At 61.2% G+C, this 21,786-nt stretch carries 16 protein-coding genes; 11 read left to right on the forward strand and 5 right to left on the reverse strand.

Annotated elements, in window-relative coordinates; translation table 11 throughout:
- Positions 1-31 precede the first annotated feature (31 nt).
- The 4 genes from AC0L14_RS18825 (at position 32) to AC0L14_RS18840 (ending at position 3,396) form a co-directional block, all read left to right on the forward strand.
- Positions 32-739, forward strand: a complete 708-nt coding sequence (locus tag AC0L14_RS18825; RefSeq protein ID WP_473489035.1) for an LssY C-terminal domain-containing protein — start codon at positions 32-34, stop codon at positions 737-739.
- A 32-nt stretch (positions 740-771) separates the two neighbouring features.
- Positions 772-918 (forward strand): hypothetical protein, encoded by a 147-nt coding sequence (locus tag AC0L14_RS18830; protein WP_473489036.1) that lies wholly within the window; start codon positions 772-774, stop codon positions 916-918.
- 101 nt (positions 919-1,019) lie between these two features.
- Positions 1,020-2,330, forward strand: coding sequence for a hemolysin family protein (locus AC0L14_RS18835; RefSeq protein ID WP_473750349.1), 1,311 nt, complete (start codon positions 1,020-1,022; stop codon positions 2,328-2,330).
- 376 nt (positions 2,331-2,706) lie between these two features.
- Positions 2,707-3,396: a hypothetical protein gene (locus AC0L14_RS18840; protein ID WP_473750350.1), complete on the forward strand. Its 690-nt coding sequence runs from the start codon at positions 2,707-2,709 to the stop codon at positions 3,394-3,396.
- Positions 3,397-3,403: 7 nt separating this feature from the next.
- On the opposite strand, the gene otnC is transcribed toward AC0L14_RS18840, so the two are convergent.
- Together otnC and AC0L14_RS18850 are read right to left on the reverse strand one after the other, a co-directional pair.
- Complete coding sequence (otnC, locus tag AC0L14_RS18845; protein ID WP_473750351.1) at positions 3,404-4,069, reverse strand: 3-oxo-tetronate 4-phosphate decarboxylase; 666 nt, start codon at positions 4,067-4,069, stop codon at positions 3,404-3,406.
- Positions 4,066-5,082 carry a LacI family DNA-binding transcriptional regulator gene (locus AC0L14_RS18850; RefSeq protein WP_473750352.1) on the reverse strand — a complete coding sequence of 339 codons (1,017 nt, stop codon included), beginning with the start codon at positions 5,080-5,082 and terminating at the stop codon, positions 4,066-4,068. Before AC0L14_RS18850 ends, otnC begins: the two co-directional genes overlap by 4 nt.
- Before the next feature lie 213 nt (positions 5,083-5,295).
- Between AC0L14_RS18850 and AC0L14_RS18855 the strand changes: the two genes are divergently transcribed.
- The 5 genes from AC0L14_RS18855 to AC0L14_RS18875 all read left to right on the forward strand — a co-directional run bounded on the left by AC0L14_RS18855 (position 5,296) and on the right by AC0L14_RS18875 (position 10,802).
- Entirely contained in the window at positions 5,296-6,609 is a 1,314-nt protein-coding gene (locus AC0L14_RS18855) for an MFS transporter (RefSeq protein ID WP_473750354.1), read from the forward strand.
- Positions 6,610-6,639: 30 nt separating this feature from the next.
- Positions 6,640-7,584, forward strand: a complete 945-nt coding sequence (ltnD, locus tag AC0L14_RS18860) for an L-threonate dehydrogenase (protein WP_473750355.1) — start codon at positions 6,640-6,642, stop codon at positions 7,582-7,584.
- 19 nt (positions 7,585-7,603) lie between these two features.
- Positions 7,604-8,422, forward strand: a complete 819-nt coding sequence (gene otnI / locus AC0L14_RS18865) for a 2-oxo-tetronate isomerase (RefSeq protein ID WP_473750357.1) — start codon at positions 7,604-7,606, stop codon at positions 8,420-8,422.
- Entirely contained in the window at positions 8,419-9,696 is a 1,278-nt protein-coding gene (gene otnK, locus AC0L14_RS18870; RefSeq protein ID WP_473750359.1) for a 3-oxo-tetronate kinase, read from the forward strand. Before otnI ends, otnK begins: the two co-directional genes overlap by 4 nt.
- Positions 9,697-10,058: 362 nt before the next feature.
- The gene (locus AC0L14_RS18875; RefSeq protein ID WP_473750361.1) at positions 10,059-10,802 is read left to right on the forward strand and encodes a class I SAM-dependent methyltransferase; all 744 of its coding nucleotides are present in this window, start codon (positions 10,059-10,061) and stop codon (positions 10,800-10,802) included.
- Positions 10,803-11,042: 240 nt separating this feature from the next.
- Here the strand turns inward: AC0L14_RS18875 and AC0L14_RS18880 are convergent, their stop codons facing one another.
- Both AC0L14_RS18880 and AC0L14_RS18885 read right to left on the reverse strand, forming a co-directional pair.
- Complete coding sequence (locus AC0L14_RS18880; protein WP_473750363.1) at positions 11,043-16,145, reverse strand: RecQ family ATP-dependent DNA helicase; 5,103 nt, start codon at positions 16,143-16,145, stop codon at positions 11,043-11,045.
- A gap of 359 nt (positions 16,146-16,504) precedes the next feature.
- On the reverse strand, positions 16,505-17,752 hold the full coding sequence (locus AC0L14_RS18885; RefSeq protein ID WP_473750365.1) for a YcaO-like family protein: 1,248 nt from the start codon (positions 17,750-17,752) through the stop codon (positions 16,505-16,507).
- Between the two features lie 159 nt (positions 17,753-17,911).
- On the opposite strand from AC0L14_RS18885, the gene AC0L14_RS18890 reads away from it, so the two are divergent.
- Positions 17,912-19,648 (forward strand): adenylate/guanylate cyclase domain-containing protein, encoded by a 1,737-nt coding sequence (locus AC0L14_RS18890; RefSeq protein WP_473750366.1) that lies wholly within the window; start codon positions 17,912-17,914, stop codon positions 19,646-19,648.
- A gap of 11 nt (positions 19,649-19,659) precedes the next feature.
- Here the strand turns inward: AC0L14_RS18890 and AC0L14_RS18895 are convergent, their stop codons facing one another.
- Positions 19,660-20,238 (reverse strand): hypothetical protein, encoded by a 579-nt coding sequence (locus AC0L14_RS18895; protein WP_473750367.1) that lies wholly within the window; start codon positions 20,236-20,238, stop codon positions 19,660-19,662.
- A 172-nt stretch (positions 20,239-20,410) separates the two neighbouring features.
- On the opposite strand from AC0L14_RS18895, the gene AC0L14_RS18900 reads away from it, so the two are divergent.
- On the forward strand, positions 20,411-21,775 hold the full coding sequence (locus tag AC0L14_RS18900; protein WP_473750369.1) for a S8 family serine peptidase: 1,365 nt from the start codon (positions 20,411-20,413) through the stop codon (positions 21,773-21,775).
- Positions 21,776-21,786: the final 11 nt, after the last annotated feature.

A 21,786-nucleotide genomic window follows, 5' to 3' on the forward strand; every position in this document is an offset into this window, starting at 1 on the left:
AGGTGATGCCGTATCGCCTGGGTGGTATCTCGTGAGCCGACGAAGCCTTCGACGACGCGCAACGATCTGGCTGGTGGCGTTCTGTGCCGGCTATCTCGTGCTCGCCTATTTCGCCGCGCCGGAATTCTGGACCCTGAGGGACCGCAATTTCCGTACGCAGCGCTTCGCGATGCTGACGCACACGCCGCAGGGTATTGCGGGCGACCCGATCAATGTCGGCCTCGTCGGCACCAAAAAAGAGCTGGTCCACGCCTTCGCCGTCGCGGGGTGGGACACGGCCGACGCCCTCACGCTGAAGACCGCCATTGAGATCGGCGAAAGCGTGCTGTTCGATCGGCCCTATCCCGACGCGCCGGTCAGCCGGTTGTTATTCGAAGGCCGTGCACAGGATCTGGCCTTCGAGAAGCCGGTCGGCGACAGTGCCGACCGGCGTCATCACGTCCGCTTTTGGCAGACCGAGGCGACCGGAGACGATGGCCGGCCGCTCTGGCTGGGGTCGGCAAGCTTCGATCGCGGCGTTGGCCTCAGCCACGACACCGGCGCGATCACTCACCATATCGCTCCCGACATCGACGCCGAGCGCGATTTCCTGATCCGCGACCTGTCTGCCGCAGGCATGCTGATCTCGACCGACGAAATCGCAGGCATCGGCGCGACAAAGACCGGGCGCAATGGCGGTGGCGACCACTATTTCACCGACGGCAAGGCGGTAGTGGGCGTGCTGCTGCAGTTGCCGTAGGCGCAAGACGAAACGGTTCTATCTCCAGATGCTTGAACGTCTGCGACACCTGGTCGAAACAGAGCAGCGAACTCGAGACGGTCCTGTCGGAGTGTCTCGTCGAAGACATCGTCGTGCACGCCATCTGGCCGGTGACGCGCAGCCTGACGCCAAAGGTCGGCGTCGCGTCGACGCCTTGATCATCATTTTTCGTCGCCGCCATGGGATGCTGCATGAAACCGGCATGAAAAATGATGGCGATCTATTTTCGAAGACCGCGCCGCAATGCTATTGACCCCGCATGCTCTATGCTGAAATCGCCATCGTGGCCGCCCTCATCTGCGTGAACGGCCTTCTGGCAATGTCCGAACTTGCCATCGTCTCGTCACGGCCGGCCCGCCTCAGGGCGATGATCGACCGCGATGTCAAGGGCGCCGGCCGCGCCTTGGCGCTCGGCTCCAATCCCGGCAAATTCCTGTCGTCGGTGCAGATCGGCATCACTCTGGTCGGTGTTTTATCCGGCGCCTTTTCCGGCGCCACGCTCGGCGAGCGGCTGTCCGTGTTCCTGGCATCGGCCGGCGTCCGCGAAAGCCTTGCCGACCCGATCGGCGTCGGCATCGTCGTCGCCCTCATCACCTACTTCTCACTCGTCATCGGCGAACTGGTGCCCAAGCAGATCGCGCTGCGCGATCCCGAACGCGTCGCCGCCAAGGTTGCTCCGGCGATGATCATCCTCGCCACCGTCTCGGCGCCGCTGGTCTTCCTGCTCGACATTTCCGGCCGCGCTATGCTGTGGCTGCTCGGCCAACGCGGTGAAAGCGAGGAGAAGGTCACCGACGAGGAGATCAAGATGCTGGTCGCCGAGGCCGAGCATCACGGCACCATCGAATCCGACGAGCGGCGCATGATCGCCGGCGTCATGCGGCTCGGCGACCGCGCCGTCCGCGCGGTGATGACGCCGCGCACCGAGGTCGACTGGATCAACCTGGAGTCCGACGACACGGCGATCCGCAAACTCCTGATGGAGACCCAGCATTCGCGCCTGCCAGCCGGCGATGGCAGTGTCGACGCCATGATCGGCGTCGTCCAGACCCGCGACGTGCTGGCCGCGATGCTTGGCGGTCGCGCACTCGACCCGCGCCGGCACGTGCGCACCGCTCCCATTGTCCATGACCAGGCCGACGCGCTGGATGTCCTTTCGACACTCAAGGGGTCCAACGTGCCGATGGCGCTGGTCCATGACGAATACGGCCATTTCGAAGGCATCGTCACCCCTGCGGACATATTGGAAGCCATCACCGGCGTCTTCCGGGCGGACCTCGACGCCGGTGATGAGGAAAACGCCGTCAAGCGCGAGGACGGCTCATGGCTGCTCGCCGGCTACATGCAGGCCGACGAGATGGCGGACGTTCTCGGCATCGACCTGCCCGAGAACCGCGACTACGAGACCGTCGCCGGTTACGTGCTGTCGCACATGCACCATCTGCCGACGACCGGCGAATGCGTGGATGCGCAGGGCTGGCGCTTCGAGGTCGTCGACCTCGACGGCCGCCGCATCGACAAGCTCATCGCTACCCGCCTGCCCGGCGGTCACCGCGAAATCGTGCGGTGACAAGCGTGTCGAGGTGAAGAGGCACCACGGAACGGTCCGTTTCGCCTCGATCGAGCGCTGATCTCAACTGAAAGAGCCTGCATCTGGACGTTGCGCGGGCTCTTGGACAACAAGCAGTTCAAGCGGCTTCTGGAGGAGCCGAGAGGGCACTTATGCCCTTCGTGACGGCGGTCGGCGCCATCGTTGGCAACGCGTCACCCCAACGGAAATACCACCTCGACCTCGTAGAAAACGATGAGCCCGGCCAACGCCAACAGGAGAGCAAGCAAACCTGCGCCGAGTAATGACTCGAACTTGTTTCCGTCGCTGCGCATTGGAACGCCAATGGTTGACAAGTTGCTAATCGTTATGTGACACTTTTGTGACAATAGCAAGGATGGAAAAGGAAGCCCCGCTTCTGTTCAGCGAATGGAGACCGATACTCGCCCTAGTTGCAGTATTATCTCTGCTGATACTTTGTGCAAGTTTTGCACAAGATTTAAGCTTGTACGCTGGACAGGAGCCGGACCTGTCGACAAAAATATGGCTCCTTGATGTCGATGTGGAACGGAGCGCGTTCACTTGGGTCTCCGTGCTGGTGCTATTTTTCTGCAGCGGTCTACTATTTCAATGCGGAGACGATGCGGCGGGCCGTAGCAGTCGGTTCACCTGGCATTGGTACTTCTTAGGCTTCCTGTTCCTGCTTCTTTCTTTCGATGAATTCACGGGCCTTCATGAGAAGCTATCCGCTGCGTTGGCTGCGAGGTCAACCAATACGGGCCTGCTGTATTTTGCATGGGCAGCGCCGGCAGGCATCCTTAGCTTGGTGGGGCTAGCTGCCTTTGTTCCATTCATCCGCTCTTTCCCGACATCGCTGGCCGTGCTGTTGGCGGTTTCGGCGGCGCTGTTTCTTGGCGGAGCGGTCGGGTTTGAAATGGTCGGCGGCAGCGTTGCAGAGGCGGAAGGTATGGAATCCTTGCGCTATCGCATTCTGGCGAACATCGAAGAAGGTCTCGAACTTGCCGGGACATTGACCTTTATCTACGCACTACTCTCATACCGTGAGATAACATCACGCACGCGCTGAGGGTATGCTAATGGTGGTGCCCGTCCTGCTCCGGCAAGGATATCCCGAAAACCCGCACCAAATCGGCGACCTGTTCCGGCGACAGGTAGCGGGGGTTGAGGCCGCGTAACAGCAGATAGAGCTTTGCGGTTTCTTCCAGCTCCTCGGTAGCGAATACGGCGGCCTCGAGCGTTTCGCCCGCGACCACGGGACCGTGGTTTGCCAGCAGCACCGAGGAGTAGCGCCCGGCAAGGCCCTTGATCGCAGCGACAACCGCCGGGTCGCCTGGCCGATGGTAGGACACCAGCGCGGTGTGTCCGGCGCGCATCAGATAGTAGGGCGTCATCGGCGGCAGCACCGCCTTGGGATCTATTTCCGGCAGCATGGAAAGGGCGACTGCGTGGGTCGAGTGCAGGTGCACGATGGCGCGCGCCTCTGCCCTCGTCTGATAGAGCGCAGTATGCAATGGAATTTCCTTGGTCGGCGCATCGCCAGAGGTCAGCCGGCCTTGCGCATCGAGGCGTGAAATTCGGGCAGGATCCAGGAATCCTAGCGAGGCATTTGTGGGTGTGACCAGCCAGCCGCCATCATCGAGCCGCAGGCTGATATTGCCTGACGATCCCGGCGTCAGCCCGCGCTCGAACAACGAACGTCCGAAGCGGCAGATATCGTCCCTCAGCTTGGTTTCAGTCACGTCGTCGCTCCTTCAATCAGCTCAAATCCGATATCAACCACTGCGGATGGTCCGTCGGAGCAGACGAGCCGTGCTCCGATCTCACCGACGGTCACTCGCGGCGTCAGGATGGTCGAAAGTGGCTGCGGCGCACTTCTGGCTACATCGAGACCGTTGTAGCCGAAGATCGCCAGCCGGTCGGGTATGGTGATGCCGCGAGCGAGACAGTGGAAATAGCCGCCGATCGCCATGTCGTCGTTGGAGAAGTAAACCGCATCCAGATCGGGACAACGCTCCAGCAATCGAGCCAGCCCGTCGCGCCCGGCTTCGATCGAGGATGCGGCAGGAATGATTTCTTCTCCGATGACGCTCAGCCCGGCTTCGCCCAGGGCCGCGCGAAACGCTGCGAAACGCTTGGCCGCGCGAAGGTCCAGGCTGAGGTCGTGGCCGACGTAGCCGATGCAGCGATAGCCGCGCGACATCAAATGCTGAGCGCTTACCCGGCCTGCCTTGCGGTTGGAAAAGCCCACGACGATGTCGATGCCCTCGCCATCGGTATCGAGCAATTCGGCCACTCTGATGCGGGCGTTCCGCAGCATGGCGCCGGTGCGCTCGGTATGCTCGAGCCCCGCTACCATCATCCCGGCTGGACGCCAGCTGAGGAGTGACTCGATGACGCTCTCCTCCCGCTCCGGATCGTAGTCTGTCACTGCGACGACAGGTTGGAAGCCGGCTCCGACCAGTACTGTATTGGCGCCGCGCAGCACATCCGGAAAGACGATATTGCTTAGCGAAGGAATGACGACGCCGACGAGCTTGGACCCCATGGAGGCCAGGGTTCCCGCGATCCGGTTTGGCACATAACCGAGGCTCCGCGCGGCAGTGAGTACACTCTCGCGTGTCTTGGTTGAGAAGGAACCATGCCCGCGCAACACGCGCGAAGCAGTGCTTTCGCCGACGCCAGCCGCGCGCGCAACGTCGGTGAGGGTTATCATCGCGCCGGTTTGCGTACCGTCTTCTGTTTCGCTCTGCATTCCGGTTTCTCGGCTCGATGCGTCGGTACGACGCTAGTTCCTGACGCTTCTTTTGTCACATTCAGGCGCTGCACTCAACAAAATTTGGCAGCGCTGCCACTTTTCGTTTGGCAGCGCTGCCATTCTCGTGTATCGGACTATGCAAGCGCTGCCAAAATCCAGCCAGGGGGCGTGAGACCTTGAGGGACCACCCTTACACTTGGGAGGAAACAGATGACGATACTCACCCCGACGCTTCCGGCGGAGGCCGGAGCAGAAGACGACATCAAAAGGAAGGCCTACGGCAAAGTCTTCTGGCGCATCGTGCCGTTTCTGATGCTGTGCTATGTCGTTGCGTACCTCGATCGGGTCAATGTCGGCTTTGCCAAGCTGCAAATGTCGACCGACCTTGCCTTCAGTGAAACCGTCTACGGCCTTGGCGCCGGCATCTTCTTCATCGGCTATTTCCTGTTCGAGGTCCCGAGCAACGTCATCCTGCACAAGGTAGGGGCACGCGTCTGGATCGCCCGCATAATGATCACCTGGGGCCTGATTTCAGCCGGTTTCATGTTCACTGCATCTGCCCCGATGTTCTACCTGCTGCGCTTCCTGCTCGGTGTCGCCGAGGCTGGTTTCTACCCCGGTATCATCCTCTTCCTCACCTATTGGTATCCCTCGCACCGCCGCGCCAAGATCATCGCGATATTCATGTCCGCGATCCCCATCTCCGGGATTTTCGGCAATCCGCTTTCCGGCTGGATCATGGATTCGTTCCATGGCAGCAACGGCCTTGCCGGCTGGCAGTGGATGTTCCTGATCGAAGCGGTTCCCGCAATCCTGCTCGGCATCGCAGTCTTTTTCTTCCTTGACAACGGCATCCGTCATGCCAAGTGGCTGAGTGAAGCGGAGAAGCAGGCAATCGAGCGAGAGATCGCCCAGGAAGAGCACGGCAAGGAACGCTCACACTCCGTCGCCGGCATATTCCGCGATCCCCGGATCTGGCTGATGTGTCTGATCTATTTCTGCTTCGTGATGGGCCAGTACGGATTGACGTTCTGGATGCCCACGCTGGTCAAGGCGACGGGCGTCGCCGGCAACCTCAACATCGGACTGATCAGCGCAATCCCGTTTATCTGCGCTGTAATCGCCATGAACTGTTTTGGCCGCAGCGCCGACAGATATCGCGAGCGCCGCTGGCACCTGGTGGTTCCGGCTCTCTTTGGAGCAGTCGGCTTTGTGGTCGCAGCCACCTCGCCCGATCCCACCATCGCGATTGCCTTTTTGTCGCTGGCCGCAGCGGGTGCGATCACGTGTGCGCCGCTGTTCTGGTCACTGCCCACAGCGTTCCTCGGCGGAACTGGTGCCGCGGCTGGTATTGCGCTCATCAATTCGGTCGGAAATCTTGCCGGCTTCGTCAGCCCATATCTCGTTGGCTATCTCAAGGATCTGACCGGAACGACCCAGGTCGGCATGTACGCCCTGGCCGCAATCCTGGTGGTCGGCGCGATCCTGGTGCTGACAGTCCCGCCCAAACTGGTCAACCGCTAGCCAAACCGCCTCATGCAAGGAGTTTCCACTATGACAACCAACGCCGATCAGAAGGATATCCCAGCTGCAACCACACTGCGGGTCGCGGTTATCGGCCTCGGTTCGATGGGGTTCGGCATGGCGACGTCGCTTTGCCGCGCCGGGTTCGAGGTGACGGGCTTCGACGTCAACGACCAGATGGTGGCGCGCTTTGTCGCCACCGGCGGGCGGGGAGCACAAACCCCCGCCCAGGCCGCCCAAGCCGCGGACGTCGTGGTTTGCGTCGTCGTTAATGCGGCGCAGACCGAAGCCATCCTCTTTGGCGCCGATGGGGTGGCCGAAACCATGCCAGAGGGCGCGGTGTTCGTCTCCTCAGCCACCATGGATCCTGACGTTGCACGCAATCTGGCCGCCCGGCTGGAAACCACCGGGCGGCTCTATCTCGACGCGCCAATCAGTGGCGGGTCGGTCCGCGCGGCAGAAGGCGCCCTCACCGTTCTGGCCTCCGGCAGCGCTGCCGCCTTTGCCAGGGCGCGGCCCGCACTCGACGCGATGGCAGCCAAGCTTTATGAGCTTGGAGATGAACCGGGCGTCGGCGCCGCATTCAAGATGATAAACCAGTTGCTCGCCGGTGTGCATATCGCGGCAGCGAGCGAAGCCGTCGCCTTTGCCGCTCGGCAAGGGCTCGATATTCGCAAGGTCTATGAGGTCATCACCGCCTCGGCCGGCAATTCATGGATGTTCGAGAACCGCGTTCCGCACGTGCTCGACGGCGACTATGCCCCTCGCAGCGCCGTCGACATTTTCGTCAAGGATCTCGGTATCATCCAGGACATGGCGCGCAGCACGAAGTTCCCCGTGCCTGTGGCGGCCGCAGCGCTGCAGATGTTCCTGATGACCTCGGCGGCCGGTATGGGGCGCGATGACGATGCCTCGGTCGCCCGCCTCTACGCAAAAATCACGGGCACGGACTTGCCCGGCGAACCGCAAACCTGACCAGGACCGGACCCAGCCAATGCCCCGCTTCGCCGCCAATCTCACCATGATGTTCAACGAATGGCCGTTCCTCGACCGGTTCGCCGCCGCCGCCGATGCCGGCTTCGAAGCGGTCGAGTTCCTTTTCCCTTACGAGCATAGACCCGATGCGATCGCCGAGCGCCTCGCAAAGAACGGTCTATGCCAGGTCCTGTTCAACATGCCGCCCGGTAACTGGGCTGGCGGCGAGCGTGGACTGGCCTCCCTGCCGGGACGGTTCGACGAGCTCCAGGTCGGCGTTGAAACAGCGCTCTCCTACGCAGAGGCGACCGGCGTCAGGCGCCTTCATCTCATGTCGGGGATTGCCTCTCGCGACGACAAGGACGCTGTCGATGCCTACCGGAAGGCCATCGTCTGGACGGCCGGAAAACTCGCCGACCGAGGCATCGATCTCTTGATCGAGCCGATCAACAGCCGTGACATGCCGGGTTACTTCCTCAACGACTTCGGCTTCGCAGAAGCTCTTGTCGGCGATCTGGCGCTACCCAATCTCAAGCTGCAATTCGACGTCTACCATCGCCAGATCATGCATGGTGACGTCACCATGGCGCTTCGCCGGCTGATGCCGCTCATTGGTCACATCCAGATCGCCAGCGTGCCATCGCGGCATGAACCGGCGACAGGGGAACTCGATGATCACTTCATTTTCGACGAGCTGGACCGGCTAGGATATGCCGGCTTTGTCGGCTGCGAATACCGGCCGAGCAGGAAGACGCTCGATGGGCTTGGCTGGCTCGCTCGCTATAGCGGCGAGCGCCAGCGCCCAATTTCCGGTGCCAAACGTGGAGTTCTACCATGACGCTCTCGCTCGGCTGCATCGCGGACGATTACACCGGTGCCTCGGATCTGGCGAACACACTGGCCAAAGAGGGCCTGCGTACGATCCAGACCATCGGAATTCCCACGGACGACCTGGCTTTGCCCGAAGTCGATGCGATCGTCGTTTCGCTGAAGATCCGGTCGATCGCCGCATCCGAGGCGGTCGAACGAGCCCGTGCCTCTGATCGCTGGCTGCGAGAGCGCGGCGCCGATCATGTCATGTACAAGATCTGTTCCACCTTCGATTCGACCGACAAGGGCAATATCGGCCCGGTGCTCGATTCCTTGCGCGCCGATGTCGGTGAAACAACGGTGCTGGTGACGCCGGCCTTTCCGCAGACCGGTCGCACCGTCTATCAGGGCAATCTGTTCGTCGGTGCGACGCCGCTCAATGAAAGCCCTCTTAAGGATCATCCGCTCAACCCCATGCACGATGCCAACCTGGTCCGCGTTCTGGCTCGGCAGAGTGCTGCGGCGGTTGGACTCGTCGATCTTGCAATCGTTGCGCGCGGCGCGGAGGCGATCGTCGAGCGGCTGGCACAGCTGGCCTCCGATGGGAACGGAGCGGCCATCACCGATGCCGTGTTCGAGAGCGACCTCGAAGCAATTGGCGCGGCGGCGCTTCGTCAGCGATTGTCGATCGGAGCCTCGGGTTTGGGATTGGGTCTTGCCCGCGGCCTGATCGCGGCGGGCACCGTACGTCGCCACGAGAGGACCGCTGTTTACGGCAGACCGTTCACAGGACCAGCAGCTATTCTTGCCGGAAGCTGCTCGCAGGCGACCTTGAAACAGATCGCCAAAGCCGAGCAGACAATGCCCGTCCTGCGGCTCGATCCGGAAAAGCTTATGAACGGGCGGCAGGAGGCCCAGCTTGCCCTCGATTGGGCGGCCGAGCGGATGGCCCGAACTCCCGTCATCATCGCCAGCAGCTCGAATCCGGATGATGTATCAAGGCTCCAAACCCGCTACGGACGCGACGCGGTCGGCCAGGTCATTGAACGATCCCTCGCGGCGATTGCCGAAGGCCTGGTGGAACGGGGCGTGCGCCGGCTGATCGTAGCGGGCGGAGAGACATCCGGCGCGGTGGTCGACCGGCTTGCCATTCCCGCATTTAGCCTCGGGCAGGAAATCGTTGCGGGCGTGCCCGTCTTGCACAGTATCGGAGGTCGCCACGGCGACATGGTGCTGGCTCTCAAATCAGGGAATTTCGGCGGCGAAAGCTTCTTCGCGGACGCTTTGGCCATTATGGCGTAAGCGCCGTGGCTGCTCTTCACGGGAGCGGACTGGCCGCTTCCGGGACGAAGTTATCGACATGCGGCCATTCAGCCGATGGCCCCCTTGCGGCAGTTCGCTCGCCCTCGGTCGAACTCACGCCCATGACCCGAAGCCGTTATCCGCCACACACACGTGTCCGTCCTAAGATCGGTGCAGGTCTGCCGGCACCGTTCGGGGCAAGATACGACCGCCCACCGTGTAGGTCCGGAATGGCGCAACCACATCATCACTGATGGTTAGCGGGATTGGGGTGAAATCTCAGCAAAACGCTGCAAGCAATTCCTTTATTGTCGCCGACTCCAGTGTCAAAGTGCGAGCGGCGTGGCTTGCGGGAGGTCCTCATGAGTCTTCAATCGACGTTGAAACGGATTCAAATCGTGGCCCTTAATCGGACACATGCTGCGACGCTGAGAGGATTGAGCAAGGTTCGTGAACACAGGCATTGCCCCTTGTGTGGGTGGACGGGATTCCAATTTTCTGCCGGTAAACCTGGCCCGTTCTTCCGGTTTGACGCTCGATGCCCATCATGCTGGTCCGCGGAGCGTCACAGGCTAGCTTACATCCTTCTGAAGGATTCCCTCCCGGCCAAGATAGATAAAATTCTGCACTTCGCTCCCGAACCAGAGATCCAGAAATGGCTCCAGCGAAGTTGCACTGAGTACCACACTGCCGATCTTATGGATCCGCAAGTTATGCATAAGGTTGACATTCAGGACATGCCGTTTGAGGACAACACCTACGATCTCATCTGGTGCTCGCACGTTCTTGAACACGTCCCTGATGACCGAAGGGCTCTGAGCGAAATCCGCCGTATCCTCGCCCCAAACGGCATCGCCGTGATTCAGGTACCTCTTTGGGGATCTAAAACCATCGAAGGCGACCTCCCAACTTCCGAACGCGTGCGGGTCTACTATCAGGAAGACCACCTTCGCCGTTACGGAATGGATATTCTGGAGCGGCTGTCTATGGATGGACTTTCTGTCAGCGTCCGCAGTGTTCAAGAGCTGGAACTTCAGTTGGTATTGAGGTGCTCACTGAACGACATGGCGAGCAACGATGTTTTCCTTCTCAGGAAGCTCGCCTGACATCGCTCGACTCTTCCAGCCCGCGGTCATACTCGGCGGCGGGGAATCTCATCTTGCTCCAGTCCCAACGGCAAGCTCCATCAAGGAGTTAAGCTGCTGCCGCTGGTGAGGTCTCAAACTGGCTCAGACAAGAGATTTTGCCGTTTGTCCATGAGCAATGCGCGATATCAACCCATCGTACAATGTTAAGCACCTGGGTGAAGCTGTCCTAGTCGACCCACCGTCCCTGCGGGCAAACCGTCAGCCGAATACAAGCTCCGGCAGAACTGCTTCCCAGACATCTCGGTGAAGGTGCACCCGGAACTCTTCCAGATTATCGGACTTGCGCCAGCGCACGATGGCACCGACCTCGCCGCGCAGGAAGCTGAGGCCTTCGGGAGGCGACCAGCTTCTGGCCATGCGTCCGAGGGCCTGCCCTTGTTTGTCCTGTATCATCCAGAGCGGGCCATCGCGCACGATCTGAATCGGATCTCCTGCTTTCGCCGCCGAGATGGCGGCGAGGGAGGGATTGCCCGGCCTGAGACGCCCTGCCCATGACAGGTCCACGGTCTTAAGGTTCGGCACCTGGTACAGCGCGGTCGGAAGAGCGACGCCGTCGGCGACAGCCGGCGCGGCTCGGCGCAGCACATGCTCTTCTTCCTGCTGGACGAACGGATGCTGACCTTGAGCAATGATCGCGAGGCTGCGTCGCGCCCGGGTCATGGCGACATAGAACAGGCGGCGCGGCGCATCGTGGTCCTCGCCTTGGGAAGGCTTGTCCCAACCGCCATTCAGGATGACGACATCCTCGAATTCCAGGCCTTTCGATCGATGCGCCGTCAGCAGCAGCAGCGCGCGCTGATCGCTGCGGGCATCATTGGCCCACTCAGCGAACCACTCGACAAGGTCCGGCACGGGCATGGTCTTGTTCGCAAGCTCCTTTGCAAGCGCGGCGATGCCTTCGGCGATCAGATCCGTCCAGCGGTTGGACGGTATCGCGTTCAGCATATCCACCAGATCACGGACGGCCAGCAGATGGGTATTATCGCGGCGCAGTGTGTCGATGAACTGCTGCATCTCGCGCAGGCGCCAGATGCTGGGCAGGCTCTCGTTTGCCATCTCCACGGGGATGCCAAGCGTTTCGGCATAGGCCCGCACCGAAGCCAGCCGCCGCCAGTCGCGCGCGATGATCGCGGCGCGCGACCAGCTCCACTCCGGATCAAGGCGCGAAAGCCGGACGAGTTCATCCATCGCGGCCATGGCCTGCGCCACGTCACCGGCTCGGCAGTCCAGCACATGCACTCGCCCTTGCGCAACCGGATCGAGCGCCGCCATGTCTCCGCCGGGCGGCGCTACGCTGCGCTTGCGATCTATGGCAATGTCGTGTCCCGCTTTCATGCGGTCAGCGGCGGGCGCAATGACTGCGTTGGCCGCCGCAATGATATGTCCGGTTGAACGGTAATTCTCGACCAGGAATTGCGGTCGTGCACGATAGTCGGCCTCGAACTGCCGGATGAAGCGGATGGACGCACCGGCGAAGGCGTAGATGTTCTGATCGTCATCGCCCACCGCAAAAAGGCTGAGCCGAAGGTCCGGATCGTCCAGGGAGCGGCCCGCAACGGCGGAGATCAGCGCGTATTCCTCAGGGCCGATGTCCTGATACTCGTCCACCAGAATCCAGCGATAACCATGGATCAGGGTGTCGCGTTGTGTCTCCGCCTCCGGCTTGCTGAGCCCTTCGCCGTTCAACTGGCGCACGGCCTCCATGACGATCCCGTCGAAGTCGTGCGTCGTCTCGTTCGCACTTCCTGCAAAGCTCGCCCCCACCAGCCGCATGGCGAGGGCGTGGCATGTGGATATGGTCACCGCATTCGCGTCATCGCCGATCAGGTGGCGGAGCCGGATGCGTATCTCGGCGGCGGCATGACGGTTGTAAGTCAGCACGAGGATGCCGCGCGGATCCTCGCGACGGACCCGGATGAGATAGGCGATGCGGTGCACCAGAACGCGCGTCTTACCCGAACCCGGTCCTGCAAGGACCAGGACGCTGGTCTGTTCGCGGTCGTCGGCGACGATCTCTTGCTGAACTGGGTTCTTCAGTGCCTCAACGATCGCTTTCCAGGAGGTGCCGGTGGTTTGACGCCGGATCTCGCCGCCCTTGCCGGGCATCCAGCGGCGCAGGAAGGCGTCGCGCTCGAGCACGAAGTAGTCCTCGGACAGCCGCAGCGCCTGATCCATCGCGGCAAGGCCCTTTTCGGCATAGGCCGCCATCACATGGGTCTGGATCGTCTGCTCGGCGTAGTGTTCCTCGAGGGCTACAAAATCCTTCGCGGTGAACTGGCCGCCCGAGGGGTTCAGATGGACCGTCATCGCCGGCCGAAAGATCGTCAGCCCCTTGCCTAGCGTCACGACCTCCTGCTCGTGCAGCCACAGAAGTGCGCGGTCCATCAGCTTGGTCATGTCCTGAATGCCGCCGCCGCGCAGCAGGGCGTCTCCGGTCAGGGTGGCGAGCAGATCGCCCATGGTGGTTTCCACCTGGATGTCCTTGCCGTGGCTGCCCTTCGGCAGCTTGCCCAGAAGATGTCCCAGCAACAGTTCGGCGCTCTGCTGCCGTAGGGTTGCCGTCTGTTCCAGTGCCTGCCAGGTCCGTTGCAGTGTTACCATCAATGTGTTGCGCGAAGCCTTGCGCAGCCGCAGATTGCCCTTGCCACCATCCTGATCGCGCCCGTCACGGCCCATGCTGCGCAGCAGCTTTTCCACGATGTCGGGTCGCACTGCGCTGTGCCCCTGATTGCGGAGCGCCTGACAGGTTTCGGCCAGATGCAGGGGAATGCCTCCGGCACCTTCGGCATCGGGGGCGGCCTCGCGCATCAGGGTGATCAGCGCGGTTTCAAGCCGTGCGGCCTGCGCCAGCCGCTGCTGCGAATGACCCTCGACGGCGACATGGACAAAGATCGTGACCACGACGTCGTTGCGGGCGATCCCGAGCGCCTCGAGATCCGCCATCGCCTTGTTCAGCATACCCCCTGTCAATCCGCTAATCCCGACCAGCTCATCGGTGGAAATGCCATGATCGGGGGGCGCGTTCATCAGGTGGCGGGTAATATCCAGAAGCTGCTTGCTACGGGTGCCGGTGATCATGGCCTTGGCCAGGATCGCCTCGACTTTTTCCAGGTTGCGGATTCTAAGGGATGAGGGGAAGACCTGAACTCGGTTTTCGTCGCGGCTCAGGAGCGTGGCCTCTTCCAGCCAGGACACCGCGGTTTTCACTCTCGTGTCGTCGGTGGCGCTGTCGCGCTCGAACGCCTGATCGCGTTCGGCTCGCACAACTTCGCCTGGGGTGGCGACCACGGTGCCGGTCTTCTTCGTCCGCTCGTCCAGCCGCCGCAGGGCCTTGAGGATGGCACCGATTTCGTGCCGGGCCAGGCGCGAGCGCGCAGAAAGCGAGAACTGGCGCTCGACATCCTCGACGGCGAACAGCAGGACGCAATTGGCATGCGCGCGATCGCGGCCCGCTCGGCCGGCTTCCTGCAGGTAATTCTCCAATGATCCGGGAATATCGCCATGCACCACCAGCCGGATATCGGGCTTGTCGATCCCCATGCCGAAAGCGTTGGTCGCGGCGATAATGCGCAGTTCGCCGATGCGGAAGCGTTCCTGAATGTCGCGCTTTTCCTCGGGCGTCAGACCGGCGTGGAACCGTTCCGCCGACAGACCCTGCTGTTTGAGGAAATCGGCGACGCGTTGCGTCTCGCTGCGGGTGGCACAGTAGACCACCGCGCCCGAAGCGCCGTCCTGTGGCAGCTTGGCCTCGATCACGTCGAGGATATCGGCCAGCTTGGTGCCGGGCTGCGTCGGCCGGACCTCGAAGCTGAGATTGGTGCGCACCGCGCCGCCGTCCAGCAGCATCAGTTCGCGCTCTAGACGTGATTGGAAATGGTCGCGGATGTCGCGCACCACTTCGGGCTTGGCGGTGGCGGTCAGACAAAGCACCGGGGCAGCAGCTTCATCCCCTACGGATTCCTTGATGAAGCGGCTGATATAGCGGTAGTCGGGCCGAAAATCGTGGCCCCATTTCGACACGCAATGCGCCTCGTCCAGCACCCAGAGCCCGATTTCACGCTGTGCCAGAACCGAGCGGACCGAGTTGCTGCGCAATTGCTCGGGCGAGATCAGCAGCATTGCCGCCTCGCCCATACGCACGCGGTCCAGCGCATCCTGCCGCTCGGGCATCGACAGCATTCCGTTGACGGTTACGGCCGAGGAAATGCCCGCCCGCGCCATGCCCTGCACCTGATCGGCCATCAGCGCGACCAGCGGAGAGATCACTACTGTCAGCGCCCCAGTCTTGTCGAATTTCGACAGGGCGGGAATTTGGTAGCAGACCGATTTGCCGGTGCCGGTCGGCAGGATCCCGAGGACGCTCGCCCCGCGCATCGCCTCATCGACGATTCGCTCCTGCAGGGGGCGGCCCATATCGTCCACCGGCTCCGCTCGGAAGGCATTGAACCCGAACCAGCGCGACAGCGCGCGGACCGGGTCGTTTTTCTCGCTGCACCAGGCGCAATCCGGGCTTTCGCAATTGGTATCGCGCAGCTGCCGCACGATCAGTGCAGCCTCGCGGAACTGCGCCCGCACCCAGGGCGGCATGACGGAATCCCCGCCCGCGACCAGGATCCAGGACAAGGCATAGGCCATGGGCCATCCGAGCTGCGGGTTCGAAAGGCGGCTCAGCGTCTGCTCGACCCGCCTCTCGCAGGCACGCCCCGCCAGCAGCCGGGAAATCGCTTCTCTCGCCGCAAGAGGTCCCGGCGCAGGAGCTCCCCGAACCTCCTGGAACACTGCGTCGAACCCACCTGGGTTTTCCATTCTCGTAGCAAGGAAATGAAAGGCTGCTACGGCATCGGGCTGGTCGGCATTCTGCTGCGTCAAAGCCGCCAGTTGATTGCGCAGCACCTGAAACACCAGTCGCGCATCCATTTCCGGATCGTTGACGTGGCCCGCTTGCAGGCGCCCGTCATGGTAGTGCTTGACCAGGTGGTGGTAGGGATTGCGCGGAAATGCGAGCGGATTGAGCCATAGGGTGTCGATCGGCGATCGAAAAATATTCGCGAGTCCAGGCCGCAATGCGACCAGATGCGGCAAGTCATGTCGAATGATGTTGTGGCCGAGTAGATGCTCGGCCGCGGCTGACTCTGCTCCCAGACGATCAAGGGCCTTATCGAGATCGCGTTTCTTGGCGAGGATTGAGGGACGAGCGTCATCACGCACCGCCGCAAAAGCGAAGATGGTAGCGGTTGCAGGATCCACTTCCAGATCGACCGAAACGCAACGCTGCAAAAAGGATTGGAAAGGCTCAGTCATATTGCAACGCTGTACTCACGGGATGAAACGGTCGGCGATCATGGTCGCGCTCCACGAAAGGTCAACGTTCAACTTGAGCCACAAAGACGTTACCCGACAGCCAACTATCCAGGTCAGTTCAATAACGCGACCCGTAACTGCGCAGGTTATCGACTGATCCTGATTGTGCCTCACAGAGGATCATGTGCGCGGCGGCAACCATCCGAGAAGCGATATCTGCCAAATGCCGCAGATCGTGCCCACTGGCGCGCTGATCAGTCCGGCCCATGCCGGAGAGCACGGCGACCAATGCCGTCAGCTACACCACGCCAGTGGGCACGATCTTCGGTTGCATGACACGCATCGCAATCTCAGGCAAATCAAACCGGAAAGGGAGCCTCATAGAGGTGGCACGCATGCTTCAATTCAAGCCTGGTCGGGACATCATAGAGCCTGCCGCTAGCGAATCTGGGTTTAGTTGGCCGAAGGCCGGGTACAAAGACACGGACAAGCGGCCACTCGTCGTGCTGCCTCAAGGTGACCACAAAAAGCTCCAGCTTCCGCTCACGGCATATTTCTACACACGTATTGCAATCTAATTCCGATGTGTTTGGTAAGACAGAAATTACGGGACCGCCTGACAGGTGCGGAAGATGGCGGATATTCGCTTCGCAATGCCACCTGTAAAGGCGCAACGCTCCGACGGTAAAGTCTGAAATGCCAAATCGCCTGGCTCGCTCATCGAGCAAGGCGAGGTTCGCCTCACATTGTGCGAGTTCGCCGACGGCCCGCTGGGCAGCCTGCGACCACGACGTTCCGGCCGCAAAACCCGCAGCCGGAGCGTCGCCCCGCACGTGATTGGAAATCGCGGCGACTACTGGGATGGGCAGATCGAGTGTCAGTTTTAGAAGCCGCAATTCCCGGTCCCTCGTCCGCAGCCATTCGGCGTATCGAGACACGAGCTCATCTGCCAACGAGGGCAAGTCTATCCGGGGTAGAATCAATCGATTGTACCACCAGATGGCGGTTGCATCGCGCTCCACAACTTCGCCGAAAGCTCGAATGACAGCGTCCTCCAGACTGGTGCCGATGGCCAGGCCATTCGAGTCCGAAAGAGGCAAGCCTGCCTCTTCCTTGTCATGTGGATATCCCAGAAAACATAATCCTGCCGGTAGCCATGCTTCACCTGTGCCAAGCCAGGCGTTGCTCTTGATCCAGTCGAGTGGCCTTGACCTCGTCCATCGATTTGGAACCCTGTGACGATCGTCGACATGCCGGTTCCAGCCGAGTCGACCACGATATTGGGCCTCACTGAAGAGCGTGAGTGTCGGAGGCTCGATTAGTCGCCCGATCGTTTCATCGGCGCTCGCCCGCAGGATTCGTTCCTCAGGCACCACCTGGGCAAAATAAGTTTCGTCGGCCTCCCGGAGACATCCTTGTGTCGCCTCTTCGAAGGTGGCGCCCCAGCCCGAGACGAAGCGCGAAGTCTCGTCGCCCTCGCGCGCGGCTCGCACGCGTCCGGCCGCGACCGTGAGTGGACAGCCTAGCGCCGGATCGGAAATCATCACCGGGCCGTAGAGCAGGCTTGACCTGCTGGAAGATCGCTCAATCTCCTGGTGGTCCGCCATCACCGACCTTCTCAACAAGAGCGACGCCGCCCGGTCTGTTAAGCCCCGGTCGGTGTTTGCGCTTACACGCTGACACGCGCGATTACTTGATGCAAACTGCCGCGGAATATTTCAAGATGCTAAAGTAAACGCCGGACGTCGGACCGCCGAGGTAGTGTGGTGAACGCGGGCAAGAACAATCTCAAGCGGCGCCTTTCGGCCATATTGGCCGCCGACGTGGTCGGCTACTCAGCTTTGATGGCCGGGGACGAGGAAGGTACATTCGCGCGTGTAAGGGATCTCCTGCGCGACGACATCGCACCGAGAATCATCCAACATGACGGCAGGGTGGTGAGGACGGCTGGCGACGGGATCATCGCGGAGTTCTCCAGCGCCGTCGAGGCGGTGCGAAGTGCGGTCGAAGTCCAGGAGCTTCTCGTCAGCCGGTCTTTGGGGCGGTCGTCGGGCATGTCGCTCCGGATCGGCGTCAATTTCGGCGACATCATTGTCGATAGCGACGGCGATGTGTTCGGCGACGGTGTGAATGTAGCCGCACGACTGGAACAGATCTCAGCCCCTGGCGGGATCTGTCTTTCCGCCAAAGTATGTGAAGAAGTCCGCGACAAGCTGCAACTGCCGTTTGAATATTCGGGCGAATTCCACCTTAAGAACATTCCACATCCCGTTGCGGTCTACTCGCTCTTCAATAAGCCTAGCGGGGCTTCACCTCGATCAGGCTCCGAATCACCACGATCGAACAAGCCATCGATCCTAGTACGCGCATTCGCGAGCGCTGGCGATGTGCAGCCCTATTTCAGTGACGGCTTCACCGAAGACCTCATTACCGAACTGACACGATTCACCCAGCTTTCGGTGGCGTCGCTTTACTCCTCGACGCGGCTCGGAGACGTCGACCACACCACGCTCGCTGCTGACCTCCGGGTGGATTTCGTCATCGCAGGGCGAATCCGTCGAATGGGGAAGCGTATGCGCATTTCCTGCGAGCTCGTCGACGCAGCCTCCGGCGACGGACTGTGGGCCGAACACTACGACAGCGACGAGCAGGACATCTTCGACGTGCAGGACGAACTCATTAGGAAGATCGTCGGAACCGTCGTCGGTCGCTTGAAGGCAGCGGGCGCCGAGAAGGCGCGGCGCAAGCCACCAGCGAACCTCGCCGCCTACGAATGCGTGCTTCGCGCAAACGCCTTGCCGTTGGGAGATGTCTCAGCCGAGGCGGAGGCAAGCCGATTGTACCGACGAGCGATCGAGCTCGATCCGGCATATGGGCGAGCGCACGCCAAGCTCGCCCATGTCAAGCAACTCGAGTGGTTCCGCGACATGGGCCCGTCGGACGAGCTTCTGGAGGAAGCGCTCTCGATCGCCAAGAAGGCTGTTGCGCTGTCGCCCAATGATCCGGTCTGCCTGAACATTCTGGGTTGGGTGCTTATCCACCTAGGGGATTTCGAGGTGGCGGCCCAGCTCTATGCACGAGCCCTCGACCTCAATCCGAACGATCCCGAGCAGGTCTCCTATCTCGGCACTTTCCATACTTTCTCCGGCGAGCCGGAACACGCCCTGCAATGGTTTGAACGGGCGCAGGTGCTTGATCCACTTTATGAGCCATCCTGGTACTGGCCATTTCGTGGCCTCGCACTCTTCATCGCCCACCGGCTGGAGCCAGCCATCGTGGCGCTGAGCCGCTCGTCCACCATGCCGGTTTGGGTAAAGGCCTATCTCGCGGCCGCCAGCGCCCTGCTCGGGCGAAGCGCGGAGGCGAAGACGTATGCCTCCCTCGTTCTCCAAGGCGCGCCGGACTTTTCCGCGCTGCGTTTTGCCACCAAGGAACCTTACCGGTTGCAGGAGGATCGCAACACTTTGCTGAAGGGTTTGAGGGAAGCAGGGCTTCCGGAATAGGCAATTAAATCCTATCTGCAGCCGAAGAGCACGGCGGTGGCAAGCTCGTCATGATAGTGACGGCCCTGGGCGTATTTGTGATAGTCGTGGAGATAATCGATCAGATCGCCGCGGGTCAGGACCCCCATCGGCACCTGGGGCACCACCACATTGATCAAGTTCGGTTCGTCCAGGTGAACTTCGACAGATACTCCCGCTTTCACGATGTCTTCCAACGCGATCTTGAGATCACGCTTCAGGTCCGCATAGGCGGCAGCATCCGGGATCGCGTCGCCCCCGTCGAGAGGGTCATCCCCGTAGTTGATAGACTGCCCATTCAGATCTTCTATCGTCAGTGTCTGCGAATGTGGCGCGGTTCCGGCGGCGGCGGTCCGGACCCTGATGTCGCCGATAGCACGGCCTGCTTCCGGGCGAAGTCTTATAGTATCACCTACGGCGAAAATCTGCCGATCAATGGTAATTGTTAGAGGATTTGTTGAATCCATGGACAAGATACGTGACGAGGCCGGCAAAAGCTTGAGCCAGGCGCCTACAATCGCTGCGCCGATCTCTTGGACTTGCCGATCTGGCTTCAATTCTGCCCTGGGCATCGCCGAGGCTCCCCTCCGAGGTCAATGCAAATAGCCTAAACGCATTTTGCATCTGTCGCAAGCAGTGCGCAGGTGGCATGCTCGCATCGACTCAATGTTTTCGTGGACAGAAAACCGTATTGGGAGCATTCTGATCCTCGCGGTATCAGTAACGACAGCTGGAGGATGCACGATGATACTTGCTCAACTTCGTGTGCTGTTGATCGGCTGTCTCCTCGCCGCTGTCGGAACAGTGGGACCGGAAGCGTCAAGCCAGGAGGGCTTCACCGACAGCGGTGACATCGAAAAGACTTTCATCGTCGACATCGCCAGGGCGGAGGAGTTCCGCAGGGATGTCGACGCGCTGAACAAGTTCTTCGCAGGCAAGGGCAAGCTGGAAGCGGTGGATATGCCGGATATCGGCATCAGCATCGTGACGGGGACCTTTTCCGAGAGCGAGATCGAAGAGCTGCGCTCCAGGGGATATGAGGAGCCGGATCCTTTCGTGGTGAACCTGTTCGATGGTGCCACCTGCGAGGGGCCGGAACTCTTGGGCACCTCGCCGACTGCGGACATTGTCCCTCCCAGCGTCTGCAGGGTCGTCGGGTCGCCACAGCCGGTGGCTTCAGGATCGCCCACCGTATGGATCATCGACAGCGGAGTGGATTGGAACGTTGTCACCGCGGGGCTCCTCAAGGTTCAGGAAGCCATCGATTGCACGAGCAGCCCATGCCAGACCGTGTCGACCCTCGACGACAAGGTCGGGCACGGGACGATGGTGGCAGCAGTTATCGGGGGAAAGCGTGTCCAGCAGGGCAACCAGTATGTAGGTCTGATTGGTGTCAGCCCCGACGCCCCGCTCAAGATCGTAAAGGCCTTCAGTAAGCGGAAGACCGAAATTATCGGCCCGCCTCTTCTCGCCCTTCGCCATGTTCGGGACAACGCGGTCGCTGGGGATATTCTGAACGTGAGTTGGGGTGCATTATATCTGGAGAGCACCAGACGCGGAAGCATGCTGCAAGATCTTAAATTTCTCGACGCCCTTCTTTATCAGATCGCCGACCGCCAGGTGCGCGTTGTCGTAGCGGCGGGCAACCCCCCGGAGGACGAAGAGGGCCCTTGGGTACAGTCCTACTTCCCGGCCAATGCGGCGACTTATTTTTCGCCTGTGACGACAGGAAATAAGGTGGGAGCGATATACAGCGTGTCGGCTTCCAACAGCGAATATATTCAGGTGGCAACTCCTGGGAAATGCCAAGGCATCAGCAACGCCTGGTGCGACACGCTATGGCGCGGGGGGGCGTTCGGCGCGTCCTATGCCGAACCGGGCGTCAATGTCCTGTCACTGTGGAAGAGCCCAAACAGAAAGCTCCGGAGGAACATCTGTTCGGGCACATCTTTCGCAGCCCCGGCACTTGCCGGCCTTTTGGTTCGCAACGCGCAGCCGACTAACAAGGCGCTGATAACGGGAGGTCTTATCCCGAATACGGATCTGGTAGGGTATATGACCGCGGGTACGCCGGTGAACCCAAGTTCGGACGAGCCCAAATGCAACTGACCCGAAGAGCA

It is taken from the genome of Mesorhizobium sp. WSM4841 (assembly GCF_055811515.1).

What these genes read in the sequence shown, in the direction of transcription:
- AC0L14_RS18835 (WP_473750349.1), top strand. Translation starts at nt 1,020, where the DNA reads ATGCTCTATGCTGAAATCGCCATCGTGGCCGCCCTCATCTGCGTGAAC.
- AC0L14_RS18840 (WP_473750350.1), top strand. Translation starts at nt 2,707, where the DNA reads ATGGAAAAGGAAGCCCCGCTTCTGTTCAGCGAATGGAGACCGATACTC.
- AC0L14_RS18850 (WP_473750352.1), bottom strand. Translation starts at nt 5,082, where the DNA reads ATGCAGAGCGAAACAGAAGACGGTACGCAAACCGGCGCGATGATAACC.
- AC0L14_RS18855 (WP_473750354.1), top strand. Translation starts at nt 5,296, where the DNA reads ATGACGATACTCACCCCGACGCTTCCGGCGGAGGCCGGAGCAGAAGAC.
- ltnD (WP_473750355.1), top strand. Translation starts at nt 6,640, where the DNA reads ATGACAACCAACGCCGATCAGAAGGATATCCCAGCTGCAACCACACTG.
- otnI (WP_473750357.1), top strand. Translation starts at nt 7,604, where the DNA reads ATGCCCCGCTTCGCCGCCAATCTCACCATGATGTTCAACGAATGGCCG.
- otnK (WP_473750359.1), top strand. Translation starts at nt 8,419, where the DNA reads ATGACGCTCTCGCTCGGCTGCATCGCGGACGATTACACCGGTGCCTCG.
- AC0L14_RS18875 (WP_473750361.1), top strand. Translation starts at nt 10,059, where the DNA reads ATGAGTCTTCAATCGACGTTGAAACGGATTCAAATCGTGGCCCTTAAT.
- AC0L14_RS18880 (WP_473750363.1), bottom strand. Translation starts at nt 16,145, where the DNA reads ATGACTGAGCCTTTCCAATCCTTTTTGCAGCGTTGCGTTTCGGTCGAT.
- AC0L14_RS18885 (WP_473750365.1), bottom strand. Translation starts at nt 17,752, where the DNA reads ATGGCGGACCACCAGGAGATTGAGCGATCTTCCAGCAGGTCAAGCCTG.
- AC0L14_RS18895 (WP_473750367.1), bottom strand. Translation starts at nt 20,238, where the DNA reads ATGCCCAGGGCAGAATTGAAGCCAGATCGGCAAGTCCAAGAGATCGGC.
- AC0L14_RS18900 (WP_473750369.1), top strand. Translation starts at nt 20,411, where the DNA reads ATGATACTTGCTCAACTTCGTGTGCTGTTGATCGGCTGTCTCCTCGCC.